Below are 12,477 nucleotides of genomic sequence, written 5' to 3'. Positions count from 1 at the left end.
TATTAATGATTATTAAAGACGCTCACTGCCAGACGTATTTCAGCGATATAAGGCATGCAAAATGACAGGCGCAAGGCGATGACCTTTCGCGCCAGGCATTTATTCTTATATCAGCCGGAATATTTATTTATTACTACAATGACCTGTTACATTACGAGGCGCTCTGTTGAGTCTGTGCCGCCCCGACAGGCTCCGCTATTTGACGTTGTTCTTCCTCGACGGGAATATCTTCAAATCCCAGCATCAGCGTCAATATAAAAGAGAGCACGATGGAAAGCGCCATCACACCGACAACCCACACAATGGACATCGGGTTCGCCGGGTCGAAGAACTGCACGCTGGTGAAAAGCCCAGGCGCCGCCATGGAATGGCTGGCAAGCCCGGCGATACCGGCTACCGCGCCACAAATGAAACCACTGATAAGGCTGGCGATAAGCGGACGCTTCAGGCGTAATGCCACACCATACAGCGCGGGTTCGGAAATCCCGGCCATGATGGCGGATGCGGCAGCGGCCAGCGCTGTCTGGCGCAGTTCAGGGTTTTTCGTGCGCCATGCCACCGCCAGTGATGAACCGCCAAGTGACAGGTTTGCGCCGATTTCCGACGGCATGACCATGCCCTCTTTACCCGTTTCAGCGATAGTCTGAATAATGGTCGGCGTAAAGACGCGGTGCATCCCGGTCATGACCAGTAACGGCCAGATGGCGCCCATGATGGCAACGGCCAGCCAGCCCAGATAATTGTGGATGGTATACACCAGAGCCGAAATAGAGCTCCCGATCCAGATACCAATGGGACCAATTAACAGGATCGCCAGCGGCGCGGCAATCAGCACAATCAGCATCGGCTTAAGGAAGTTTTTGGTCACGGCAGGCGTAATACTGTCCACCCAGCGTTCGATATACGACAGACACCATGTCATCACCAGGGCCGGAATGACGGTGTAGGTATATTTCACCGCCGTTAACGGAATAAACGCGAATGCCATGTGCTCGCCCTGTGCAGCTTTCGCCATCAGGTCGATAAACGCGGGATGCACCAGAACACCGGCTATGGCAATCGCCAGCGACATATTGGTTTTAAATTTCAGTGCTGCGGAAGCCGCCACCATTAATGGCAGGAAGAAAAACGCGCCATCACCAATCACAGTCAGGATAATTAACGTCGGTGCGTTTTTCGGTAATACGCCACTCATTTCCAGCACCATGGCTAACAGCTTAACCATCGAGCCACCAATAATGGCCGGAATAAGCGGTGACATGGTGCCAATAAGCGCATCGAGAATACCGGCGCCGATACGTCTGAAGGTTATTTTTCTTTTTCCGCTCTCCTGCGAGACCCCAGCCATTTCCGGTAACAGTTTCACCACCTCGGCATAAGCCTGTGAAACAGTATTGCCAATGATCACCTGACACTGGTTCTCGTTTTTTACCACGCCCATGACGCCGCTGATGGTTTTCAGTGCAGCGGTATCCACCACGCTTTCATCGCGAACTACAAAACGCAAACGTGTCATACAGTGGGTAATCGCCGCAATGTTGTCGCGGCCTCCGAGGGCACCGAGGATCTTTTGTGCTGCTTCGGCGTAATTTTTTGCCATTCGTTATTGCTCTCTGGATATGCCGTGCGTGTATTTTTTATGCCACTGATTAAATTACCTTTTTACAGGCAATAGCAGGCCCCAACGCACGTTCATGTCGTCGCTAAAAACTGATCCCGCTCCAGTTGTGACAAAAATGATGTCGCTATCACGCATAAGAAACGGTGATAGGTAACCGGTTCCACACGAAACTCTCAGTAATTCACATCAACGTCAATAAAATTATTTTTTAGCGAAAAGATTTGTGATCGACATAACTTTAAACCGACCAGTTTCACTTAAATCGAGGGCATATTCAGAGGTAACGGCATGCCAACAGAAGTCAGCATGCCGGGCGATAAAGGAGGTGGGGTTGAGTTGTTACGCTATTTTAGCGTGTGGGTTATTTCTGAAATTCAGTCACCGTTTCCCATGCAACCTGCTGTAAGGCTTTTGCCGTTGCAGGGGTCATGTCGGTGTCGATGGGCAGTGCGCCTCCTACCGGGGACTGGTTATACAACGTTGAAAAGAACACGCAGGCGGCTAAATAGGTGCCTGCCATTGACGGGTGCATGCCGTCATGGAAGTACAGGTTAATTTCCGGGTGCGTCTTGCGGGCCTTTTCAAAAGCCAGTCCGACGGGCGCAACGTAGCCCCCGGTTTTTTGCGCAACAGACAAATAAGCATCGGCAAGTTTCTGGGTTTCTTCCGGTTTATCGCGCTTTGCCCAGGTCATAAAGTAAACCACTTTTGCGCCCGCCTTATGCGCCATATCCGCCATTTTGGTTGCTGATTCGACGAAGTTCTGCCGGGAACTCTCTTTCTTCGTGACAGGCTCGGTAGAGTTACCTTGCAGGATCACCACATCCCATTTCTGCAGGCTGTTCTGATACTCAAGGTTGGGAATATGCCAGCCTAAGCGACCACTGGAGATGGTGATCCCACGATACTGATAGCCTTTGGCCTGATCCGGCAATAACGATTTTGTCAGATCCCGCAGCCGGGTATTAATATTGTTGTTATAAAACGTGTATGAATTACCATACAGGGCGATAATTTTATTATCCCCATCCATTTTAGCGTGTGGCGAAGGCGCAATTAATGTATCCGCATAACTGCTTACGCTGCCAAACGTCAGTATTACCGCAGTGGCGAGCAGAGCGAGCCTTTTCATGGGTAGCCTCTCAGAAATCATAACGAAGCCCGACGATGAGCGCATCATCGTTGGTTTTTTGGTTTTTATTGGCGAGCGATTTATCGTAAGTAAAAGATAACCAGGTATCTTTTGCCAGCGTTAATTGCGTTTCCACGCGCCAGTCTTCTTTTTCAGCAATATCTTTATCATCTTCATTTAAAACACTATAACCACCCAGGAGTTTCACCTTGCCAAAGTTATAGGAAAGGAGTGAGTCGAATCCGTTATAGTTATTGTCGCTTTTATTATCGCGAGAAATAGAGGTGCGTAATGCCGTGACTGCCAGCTCCCAGGCGTCGTAATTAAGCTGGAGTCCCCCCATGATTTGATCGTGCTGATTACGGCCATCCGTGGTCACAATACCGTCCTGACGTTTGTAACGGCTGACGGCAACCGCAGGCGTAATTCTGACGTCGCCCACCCGGAATAACTTCCGGTAGCTCGCCATTGCACCATAGTCCATGGTCTCATTGTCGCTGTTACCATTACCGGTAACCCATGCCATCTGGATTTCGTTACCGGCAAATTTGGCGTTCCATTGCACAGTGCCGTCCTGGCGGTTGAACTGGTAAGAATCGTCAATCGTCGTAATGCCGTAGTTGTAGACGTTGGGAGTGAAATTCTTATATTTATCCGTCATTCGCATGACCTGATAGAGCGGGTTTTTCGTTCTGCCCGCGATCACTTCACCCCAGGTTTTGTTCGACAAACCGATGTATGAGTAGCGGGCTTCCAGGTCGCTGTCACCGGTATTGTTGTCGTTTTTCTCGGTACGAACCTGCCATTCCAGGCGACCAACAACTTTGGTGTCAGGCAGGAACGTTAAATCTTTAGTGATATAAACGCCCAGACGACCGCCGAGATCGCTGCGCGTTTCGCTTCCTGCGAATGAGTTGTCACCGCTGGCAATAGTTCCTTCGACACGCCCATAGATATCCAGTGTATTACCGTCTTTATCATAGACATTTAAGGCAAATGCAGAGGAGCTCATACCCATCAGTAATATTAGTGAATAGTGTTTTATTTTCATATTATCCCTCAAGCAACCCTCAAGGAAGCATTCACTTCCTGGTCATAAAAAGTTAACTGCGAGATAATTGTTCGTGAGAATGAATTAAGTCCGATATGGGAATTGTTTTTTCTCGTAATAAAATGTGATTATTCACGCATAAATATACCGAAGCGCTTTCCTGTATTAATTATTCCGCTATTTGCGGGCACAATCCGGTCGGATTTTATTTTTACTTTAAAGATAATTTAAAAAATACTGTGAAACATATCGCAATTTTACAGTCAAACAAACTTGATATTGGGAATATCACATTCCCATGTTCTCTTTTGCGATGGGAATTGTATTTTCCCCTATAAATTGCAACGCAGATCCCGCAAAATCTGTTAATCACACTATTATTACGATGCTTTCATTACCGGAGAGGTACTGTATGTACGGTAAGCAAACAACCGTATTTGATTCTGATCTCTATTCTCCCCTGTTCACCGACGACCGGATGCGGGAAATATGGTCTGACGAAAATCTGATTCGCTGCTGGCTGCGCTTTGAAGCGACGGTCGCGCGCGTGCAAAGCGAACTGGGGGTCATCCCGAAGCAGGCGGCAGTTGAAATTGATCACGCCTGTCGTGATTTAACGCTGGACTGGCCAGCACTAGCGCAGGGAACCCAATCCGTGGGCATGGCGATTAAACCGTTGATCGATCAGATCGCACGTTCCGGCACGCCGCTGGTGAGCCAGTATCTCCATTGGGGATGTACCACCCAGGACTTACTGGATTCCGGCCTGGCGATGCGGTTACAGCAGACCCTGCAGCGAATCTACCAGCAGCTGATTGCCGTTGGCGAAGCGATGAAGGCGATGGCGGTGAAGCACGCCCGCACCGTGATGGTGGCGCGAACCAATTCGGTAGACGCTTCCGCCACCACCTGGGGGTTACATGTTTCCGGTTATCTGGCTGAGGTGAACCGCCATCTTATCCGGCTTCAGCAGCTCTATCCCCGCGCCATCACCGGTCTGTTTGGCGGCGCGGTGGGGAATCTTGCCTCTGTGGGTGCGCAGGGGATGGCGACACGTGAACGTCTCATGCAGGCGCTGGGGCTGAATGTTCCCTGTGGCATCAATAATGCCAGCCAGGACGCCATCGTCGAGGTGGTGCAGTGCTTTGCGCTCATTCACGGTACGCTGTGTCGTCTGGCAAATGATGTCGAAACCATGGGCCGCACTCCCATTGCGGAGGTGATGGAGGGAGAAGGCGGCGGCGGTTCCAGCACCATGCCGCATAAGGCTAACCCTCGCGCCAGCAATATGATCCAGACGCTGGCAAGAATGGGATGGATGTACGCCTCCGGCGCGCCCGCGATGCTCGATCAACAGGATGTTCGCGCGGCCTCAATGAGAGTGTTGAACTGGACGATTCTCCCTGAAGCATCGAATGCGTTATCGGTCAGCCTGACGCGGGCGGAAAAACTCCTTGCGCATCTTATTGTTAATGAAGAGAAGATGCGTGCCAATTTTGCCTGCTCAAAGCATTTCATTATGTCCGAATCACTGACGATGAAGCTTGCCGCGAAAATCGGCCGGGAGCCAGCGTATGACCTGGTAAAAGCACTGTTAATGCATGCGGATGGCGAGCAAAGTTTTATGGCGATCGTGCAGTCCAGCCCGGAGATTGTGGCCTCTTTGTCGCAGCAGGAGATTTCTGATGCCTGCGAACCGCTTTCTTATATCGGCTGTAATGACGAATTGATCGCTGAAACCGTTGGCAGGTTTGAAAGCATCAAAACGACAGACATTGCCTGAAGGTAACCCGTCCTGATACCCAATCGGGTATCAGGACGACGCCGAGAAAGTCTCAAAGAAATCAAACAATTCTTCCAGTTGGGCAAAATTGCCCTCACTGTCCCCTTTCTCGTAGGCGAGATGCAAAATCAGTTCGATAAAAAAGAAGCCAATAATCCGGCTTTGAAAAATGGACTGCGCATCGCTTGGAACCACAAATTGCAGTTCGCAAAATTTTCCATAAGGATTAGCTTCGGAATTGGTAATCAGCACGACGTTGGCATTTTTCTTTCTGAACCATTTTGCGATATTGAGCGCGACACGGTTAAAACGGTAGTAGGAAAAAACAACCAGCACATCATCTTCTTTGATATCTGTCAGGCATTTAGGCAGTTCGCTAATATCGGTGGGCAACAGCGTGATGTTGCTGCGAAAGTACTTGAGCAGCGTACAAAAGTGAATCGCCATCGCATGAGACGATGACGGCCCTACCGCATAAATGTGCCGTTTGTCATTCAGCACCAGTGTAATAAAGTCGTTTAGATTGTTTATATTGATGCTATTTTTAAACCCGGCAAAAAGTGAGGAGACCCGGTGAGTGAACTCGCCCACAATATGCTCCGTCGTAATGGTGCCCTTGTTCCGCTGACGGATGTTTTTTTCAAACGGCGCCGAGATTTTATTCTCAGACAGGGTGGTGTCGAGCGCCCTTCTGAAGGCCGCGTAGCCGGTAAACCCGGCTTTATTCAGAAAGCGGCCGATTGTCGCTTTACTCACCGCCGCATTTTGCGAAAGATCGACAATGCCATGATAGGGTAGCTCATTAAAATGTTTGTTAATATATTTATTGAGCCGACATTCTGATTCTGTTAACTCACCAATACTTTCTGTTAACGAATTATACTCATCCAGACTAAGCGTTCTTTTTCTGTACATATATGCTACCCAGAGACTGTTTATATCAGCGTTGTTATAAGGTAATCCCCTGCGAACGTCAATTACGTCATCGGCGGTAATATAAACTGTTTTCCAGAATTTCTTCGCCCCTTCACCCGGATGCAGATAAGATGCGATCCTTCTCACAAAAAATACTGGGAAATGACCTTTCCCGTATTTTGCCTCAGTACCAGTGATTAGAATTGAATCTCCACGTTAAAACGCTTAACTCAGTGATTATCGCGCATTCATTAGGGATTTCTATTATGACAGCGTTTATTATAGCAATAGTGATAACAGTAATTGCCGCCTGGCTCATTGTTAAAAATTATCAGCCGCAAACGGTTTTATTACTCGCGGGGTTAGCATTACTCACCGTGACGGTTCTGTTTTTTCCTGAAAATAGTATTCTGTACGACAAAGCAAAATCAACAGGATCCACCTGGCTGGATATCTTCAGCTTTGCCAAAGAATCGCTGACCACCCAAATTGCGGGCATTGGTTTGATCATCATGGCCGCCGGGGGGTTCGCCAGTTATATGGATCACATTAAAGCGTCGAATGCGATGGTGAATATGTGCATTCGTCCGTTAAAAGTGATCAAAGCGCCTTATCTTATCCTCGCGCTGGGTTATATCTGTGCGCAATTATTGCATGTGGCGATCTCCAGCGCTGCCGGGTTAGCCATGTTATTGCTGGTTACCTTCTTCCCCGTACTGGTGCGTCTGGGTGTGAGCAAAGCCTCTGCGGCTGCCATGATCGGTCTGTGCGCGTTTATGGATCTTGGCCCGGCCGTCGGCACGGCTAACCTGGCCGCGAAGCATGCCGGAATGGAAAGCGCGATTTACTTTGCCCATTATCAAATGCCCGTAGCGGCAGTCGTCATGCTGGCCGTGGCAGTGGTGATTTTCTTCACGGCGAAATATTTCGATAAAAAAGACGGCTTTGTGCCTGGCGAGTATGAAGTTGCCGTGGAGGAAGAAGAAGGACGTAAGGCTCCGGTGTTATATGCGCTTCTCCCTGTTTTACCTGTAATACTTGTGCTGGTGTTCAGCCCGCTGCTGATCACATCAGTCAAAATTGATGTGGTCACAGCGATGATTTTAGGCGCCATCGTCGCCTTCTTCTTTGAGCTGGTTACTACACGTGATTTCCGCACCTGCTGCAAAGGGTTACAGGCATTCTTCAAAGGCATGGGTAGCATGTTTACCAGCATCGTGTCTCTGTTGGTCTGTGCGGACATCTACGCCCAGGGGCTGCAAAAAATCGGTGCTGTGGATTATCTCCTGCAATCGGTACAAAACGCAGGCTTAGGCTTTACCAGCATGACTCTGGTGATGACCGCGCTGGTGGGTATTACCGCGGTTCTGACCGGCTCCGGCGTGGCGGCATTCTTCTCCTTTTCCGGGCTGGCGCCGTCGATTGCGGCAAAATTTGGTGAAAGCGCAGTCAATATGATCCTGCCAATGCAATTGATGGCGGGAATGGGTCGCGCCATTTCACCGGTTGCCGGCATCATCATCGCCGTCAGTAAAGCGGGGGAATGTTCACCGTTTATGATCGTCAGAAGAACCTTGCTTCCGGCGCTGGCAGGTATTGTCGCCATGTTAATTGCCAACTACGTCCTGATTTAAATTTCCGCTGATAACAATGGATAGCAACGTGAGAGACGATGTGCTGTACGTCCCGTTTACGGGCAAGTTGTTACTGGAATCACCTCTCCTGAATAAGGGAAGCAGTTTTACCCGCCAGGAGAGGAACGATTTTAATCTCAATGGATTACTGCCCAGCGCCATTGAAAATATCGATGAGCAAGCCGAACGTGCTTATCAACAGTACCAGGATGCCGACTCAGATAACGCCCGGCATATTTACCTGAGAAATATTCAGGATACGAACGAGACACTGTTTTACCATCTCCTGAAAAAACATCTTCCGGAGATGTTGCCGATAGTTTATACCCCGGTGGTGGGCGCAGCCTGCGAAAAATTTTCCGGGATCTACCGTCGGGCCAGAGGCGTGTTTATCTCATGGCCTGATCGTGACCGTATTGACGATATTCTGCATGACATCCCGCGACACGATGTCAGCGTTATCGTGGTCACGGACGGAGAGCGAATTCTCGGTCTGGGTGATCTGGGGGTCGGCGGGATGGGTATTCCCATTGGTAAACTGTCGCTCTACACCGTCTGCGGCGGCGTGAATCCGGCGCAGACGCTCCCCATCATGCTGGATGTCGGCACCAACAATCCGCAGTTACTGGACGATCCCCGTTACATCGGCTGGCGACATCCGCGTATTACGGGTGAGGAATATTTCGCCTTTATCGACATGTTCATCGCTGCCGTTAAGCGTCGCTGGCCGAATGTGTTATTGCAGTTTGAGGATTTTGCCCAGCACACCGCGGTTCCTTTGCTGCATCGTTATCGGGATGCACTGTGCTGCTTTAATGATGATATTCAGGGAACCGCCTCCGTTGCTCTGGCGACGATTCTAGCGGCGTGTCGCGGTAGTCAGCGCGATTTCAGTCAGCAGCCGATCGTGATTGTCGGCGCTGGCGCGGCGGGCTGTGGCATCGCCCGGCATATCATCGCCTGCCGGGTGGCTGAAGGAATGCACGTTGATGAAGCCAGTAAAACCATTTTTATGGTGGATCGTGATGGGCTGGTGATGACGACAGCGCCGTCACTGGCTGATTTTCAGATTCCGCTGGCGCAACCTCCCGAATGGCTGGCTGACTGGAAATACACTGGCGCAGCACCGTCATTACTGGAGGTGATTCACCATGCAAAACCCACCATCATGTTGGGCGTTTCGGGGCAGGCAGGGTTGTTTACCGAAGAGGTGATACGCACGATGTACCGCCACTGCGAACGCCCGATCATTCTGCCGCTGTCTAACCCAACGTCCAGAATGGAGGCTCACCCGGAAGATATTCTTCGCTGGACCGGAGGACAGGCGATCGTTGCCACGGGTAGTCCTTGTGAACCTGTTGATTATGCCGGGCGGACTATCCCGATATCGCAATGCAATAACGTATACATCTTCCCGGCGATAGGGCTTGGCGCGCTGGCCAGTGGCGCGAAAAGGGTAACCGAAGCGATGCTGATGGCGGCGAGCCGTGCGCTTGCAGAGGTTTCGCCACTGGTGTGTCATGGCACGGGCGGGCTACTGCCGGAAATCAGTACGATCTGTGACGTCACCCGCCATATCGCTTTTGCGGTAGGCAAAGCTGCGCAGCAGTCTGGCGTGGCAGATGAGATGAATGATGATGCCCTGCACCAGCGTATTACCGCGCATTTCTGGTTACCGGAGTATCGGCCGTATAAACGACGGGCAATATAGATCCCGCTGGCGCACACGATGCCGGATGGCGCTAACGCCTGTCCGGCATTCATGTTTGCTCCCTCAGCGAGGCAGTAGGCAGTTATCTTCTTTCCAGCCGTACAGCCATTCCATGCTGCGATAAAACTCCGCCTGCGATTTGCCTTTCCACAGCAGGTTTCTTACCTGACGCTCAACGCCTGCCGCGTGGTAAACGCGCCCCATTTCACGGGTCGACCAGACAATACGCGCGGTGCGCGGAATACGTACGGATTCATACAGCGCAAATGCTTTTGCCGCATCACCGTCGCACTTCTCCAGCGCTTTGCCGAGTGTCACCGCATCTTCCAGCGCCATGCAGGCGCCCTGCGCCATATACTGCGCTACCGGGTGCGCCGCATCGCCCACCAGCGTGATGCGATCAGTGCCCCACTTGCCGACCGGCTCACGGTCCGCGGTTGACCAGCGACGCCATGAGGTCGGTTTGTCCAGCATCTGGCGCGGGCGCGGATGGATCCCCTCAAAATACGAGAGCACCTCTTCTTTACTGCCGTCCTTAACGCCCCACTCTTCCTGCTGGCGACTGTGGAAGGTCACCACCAGGTTGTACTGCTTACCGCCGCGCAGCGGATAGTGCACAAGGTGGCAGTGCGGCCCGGCCCATAACACCGGCGCGTTGATGCGCAGATCTTCCGGCATATTCTCAGCGTCAATGACAGCGCGGTAGACCACATGCCCGGTGACACGCGGGGAATCACCGAGCAGACTCTGGCGCACCACGGATTTCACACCGTCGCAGCCAACAAGAATATCCGCTGTCCAACTGTTGCCCATATCGTCAAATACCGTCACATCGTCCGCGGTCTGGCGAATATCAACGACGTTGGTGGACGTCCGGTATTCAACATTGGGATGCGTCAGCACCGTTTCCCAGACCGAGGCGTGAATATCCACCCGGTGAATAACCGCGTACGGCCCACCGAAATGATCGCGAAACGCCTGCCCGGTTTCGATGCGTACCACTTCTTCAGCATTCACCGCATCCATCATGGTGATATGATCGGTAAATACCGCCCGCTGGCGCGCTACTTCCCCGACGCCGAGGCTGTCCAGGGCGGAAAAAGCATTAGGACCAAGCTGGATGCCCGCGCCAATCTCACCGATCTCATGGGCTTTTTCCAGCAACATCACTTTGATTCCCTGACGCGCCAGTGAAAGCGCGGTCGCGGCCCCGCCGATTCCGCCGCCGACGATAATTGCGTTCGTCACTTTAGCCATTGTCGTTCTCCTTCTCAGGCTGAGAGTTTGTCTTGTTGATTTTCGGGTGCCGCGGCAATAAACGCCGGAAGCTGCGTGCAGGCGTCGTACACCGCTTTACAACGTGGATAGGCACTCAGATCACATTGCATGCGCAGTGCGTTTGCCCACTGGGGGATCAGGCAACAGTCGGCAAGCGTTGGGGTATCCCCGACGCAATAAGATTGTGACTGACTCTCCTGCAACAACTGCTCGACTGCGCTAAGCCCCTGCTGGATCCAGTGTGCGTACCAGCGTTTTTTCTCTTCTTCACTGACTTTTAATTCTTCGCTCAGATAGCGCAGCACGCGCATGTTATTCACTGGATGAATATCACAAGCGATGGCGTACACGATCTCCAGCACTTTGCTGCGCGCCGGGTCGCTGTCCGGCAGCAGGCGCGACGGCGGAAAATGCCGGTCCAGCCAGTCGATAATCGCCAGCGACTGACCGAGCGCTTCGCCGTCATCGTTCACCAGCGTCGGCACCAGGCCAATCGGGTTCATGCGACGGTAGGACGGCGCATTTTGTTGCCCGATGCGGATGTTGACGCCCACGGTCTGGTAGTCGATCCCCTTTAACGCCAGCGCGATGCGTACGCGGTACGACGCTGAGCTATTAAAAAAACTGTACAGCTTCATGGATCACCTCAGACTATCTTCACGGCGATCGGGGTTAACCCGTCCACGTTGCCGGTGATCACATCCCCTTTCACCACGGCGCCCACGCCTTCCGGCGTGCCGGTGAAGATCAGATCCCCCGGTTGCAGTTCAAAGAAGCCGGACAGGTAGCTGATGGTTTCGTTAACCGACCAGATCAGGTGGCCGATGTCGCTGCGTTGATGATCAACGCCGTTCACCTGTAACCAGACCGGCGCGCTGTTAATATCAGCCGTTCCGCTGGCTTTATGCAGCGGCGCAATCGGGGCAGAGAGATCGAACGCTTTACCGATTTCCCACGGACGCCCCATCTGGCGCATCTCCATCTGGCGGTCGCGACGGGTCATATCCAGCCCGGTGGCGTACCCCCATACGTACTCGTGAGCTTTTTCCAGGGGAATATCACTCCCCTTTTTGCCGATGGCGACCACCAGTTCAATTTCATAATGGTAATTGTCGGTCTGTGACGGATAAGGCAGTTCGAGCGTTTCACCTGCTGCGACCGGCACCACCGCATCGGCAGGTTTACAGAAGAAGAACGGCGGCTCGCGATCAGGATCAAAGCCCATTTCGCGGGCATGCGCGGCATAGTTGCGCCCGACGCAGTAAACACGGCGGACGGGGTACTGTTCATCACTGCCGACCACCGGGATAGTGACCGGCGCCTGTGGTTCAAAAACATACTTAGTCATTGCT

10 protein-coding genes are annotated in these 12,477 nt (G+C 51.9%); 3 read left to right on the top strand and 7 right to left on the bottom strand.

The window, feature by feature from the left end; all coding sequences use genetic code 11:
- Positions 1-151: 151 nt before the first annotated feature.
- From ascF to AOY23_RS03855, 3 genes are all read right to left on the bottom strand, one after another.
- On the bottom strand, positions 152-1,600 hold the full coding sequence (gene ascF / locus AOY23_RS03865) for a PTS cellobiose/arbutin/salicin transporter subunit IIBC (RefSeq protein ID WP_054177521.1): 1,449 nt from the start codon (positions 1,598-1,600) through the stop codon (positions 152-154).
- 382 nt (positions 1,601-1,982) lie between these two features.
- Entirely contained in the window at positions 1,983-2,753 is a 771-nt protein-coding gene (locus AOY23_RS03860; RefSeq protein ID WP_054177520.1) for an SGNH/GDSL hydrolase family protein, read from the bottom strand.
- A gap of 10 nt (positions 2,754-2,763) precedes the next feature.
- Positions 2,764-3,804, bottom strand: a complete 1,041-nt coding sequence (locus tag AOY23_RS03855) for a porin (RefSeq protein ID WP_054177519.1) — start codon at positions 3,802-3,804, stop codon at positions 2,764-2,766.
- 412 nt (positions 3,805-4,216) lie between these two features.
- On the opposite strand from AOY23_RS03855, the gene AOY23_RS03850 reads away from it, so the two are divergent.
- Positions 4,217-5,587 carry a class-II fumarase/aspartase family protein gene (locus AOY23_RS03850; protein ID WP_054177518.1) on the top strand — a complete coding sequence of 457 codons (1,371 nt, stop codon included), beginning with the start codon at positions 4,217-4,219 and terminating at the stop codon, positions 5,585-5,587.
- Positions 5,588-5,617: 30 nt separating this feature from the next.
- On the opposite strand, the gene AOY23_RS03845 is transcribed toward AOY23_RS03850, so the two are convergent.
- Positions 5,618-6,502: a MurR/RpiR family transcriptional regulator gene (locus tag AOY23_RS03845; RefSeq protein ID WP_054177517.1), complete on the bottom strand. Its 885-nt coding sequence runs from the start codon at positions 6,500-6,502 to the stop codon at positions 5,618-5,620.
- Positions 6,503-6,768: 266 nt separating this feature from the next.
- Here AOY23_RS03845 and dcuC point away from each other — a divergent pair, with 266 nt between their 5' ends.
- Both dcuC and AOY23_RS03835 read left to right on the top strand, forming a co-directional pair.
- The gene (gene dcuC, locus AOY23_RS03840; RefSeq protein WP_054177516.1) at positions 6,769-8,136 is read left to right on the top strand and encodes a C4-dicarboxylate transporter DcuC; all 1,368 of its coding nucleotides are present in this window, start codon (positions 6,769-6,771) and stop codon (positions 8,134-8,136) included.
- A 16-nt stretch (positions 8,137-8,152) separates the two neighbouring features.
- Positions 8,153-9,847: an NAD-dependent malic enzyme gene (locus AOY23_RS03835; protein ID WP_054177515.1), complete on the top strand. Its 1,695-nt coding sequence runs from the start codon at positions 8,153-8,155 to the stop codon at positions 9,845-9,847.
- Between the two features lie 63 nt (positions 9,848-9,910).
- On the opposite strand, the gene AOY23_RS03830 is transcribed toward AOY23_RS03835, so the two are convergent.
- Genes AOY23_RS03830 through AOY23_RS03820 form a run of 3 tightly spaced genes read right to left on the bottom strand, consistent with a single transcriptional unit; the run spans position 9,911 to position 12,473 of the window.
- A complete protein-coding gene (locus tag AOY23_RS03830; RefSeq protein ID WP_054177514.1) occupies positions 9,911-11,104 on the bottom strand; it encodes a 3-hydroxybenzoate 6-monooxygenase in 1,194 nt (397 codons plus the stop codon).
- A gap of 14 nt (positions 11,105-11,118) precedes the next feature.
- The gene (gene maiA, locus AOY23_RS03825; protein WP_054177513.1) at positions 11,119-11,763 is read right to left on the bottom strand and encodes a maleylacetoacetate isomerase; all 645 of its coding nucleotides are present in this window, start codon (positions 11,761-11,763) and stop codon (positions 11,119-11,121) included.
- A gap of 8 nt (positions 11,764-11,771) precedes the next feature.
- Positions 11,772-12,473: a fumarylacetoacetate hydrolase family protein gene (locus AOY23_RS03820; protein ID WP_054177512.1), complete on the bottom strand. Its 702-nt coding sequence runs from the start codon at positions 12,471-12,473 to the stop codon at positions 11,772-11,774.
- Positions 12,474-12,477 lie beyond the last annotated feature (4 nt).

This window comes from Trabulsiella odontotermitis (assembly GCF_001297775.1).
Taxonomy (GTDB): domain Bacteria; phylum Pseudomonadota; class Gammaproteobacteria; order Enterobacterales; family Enterobacteriaceae; genus Trabulsiella; species Trabulsiella odontotermitis.
The sequence above is the reverse complement of the archived record's forward strand: the minus strand, read 5'-3'. Positions and strand labels throughout refer to the sequence as shown.

Bases quoted from the DNA above. Each gene is read 5' to 3' on its own strand.
- AOY23_RS03860 (WP_054177520.1), bottom strand. From the start codon at position 2,753: ATGAAAAGGCTCGCTCTGCTCGCCACTGCGGTAATACTGACGTTTGGC.
- AOY23_RS03850 (WP_054177518.1), top strand. From the start codon at position 4,217: ATGTACGGTAAGCAAACAACCGTATTTGATTCTGATCTCTATTCTCCC.
- AOY23_RS03845 (WP_054177517.1), bottom strand. From the start codon at position 6,502: ATGTACAGAAAAAGAACGCTTAGTCTGGATGAGTATAATTCGTTAACA.
- ascF (WP_054177521.1), bottom strand. From the start codon at position 1,600: ATGGCAAAAAATTACGCCGAAGCAGCACAAAAGATCCTCGGTGCCCTC.
- AOY23_RS03835 (WP_054177515.1), top strand. From the start codon at position 8,153: ATGGATAGCAACGTGAGAGACGATGTGCTGTACGTCCCGTTTACGGGC.
- AOY23_RS03855 (WP_054177519.1), bottom strand. From the start codon at position 3,804: ATGAAAATAAAACACTATTCACTAATATTACTGATGGGTATGAGCTCC.
- AOY23_RS03820 (WP_054177512.1), bottom strand. From the start codon at position 12,473: ATGACTAAGTATGTTTTTGAACCACAGGCGCCGGTCACTATCCCGGTG.
- maiA (WP_054177513.1), bottom strand. From the start codon at position 11,763: ATGAAGCTGTACAGTTTTTTTAATAGCTCAGCGTCGTACCGCGTACGC.
- AOY23_RS03830 (WP_054177514.1), bottom strand. From the start codon at position 11,104: ATGGCTAAAGTGACGAACGCAATTATCGTCGGCGGCGGAATCGGCGGG.
- dcuC (WP_054177516.1), top strand. From the start codon at position 6,769: ATGACAGCGTTTATTATAGCAATAGTGATAACAGTAATTGCCGCCTGG.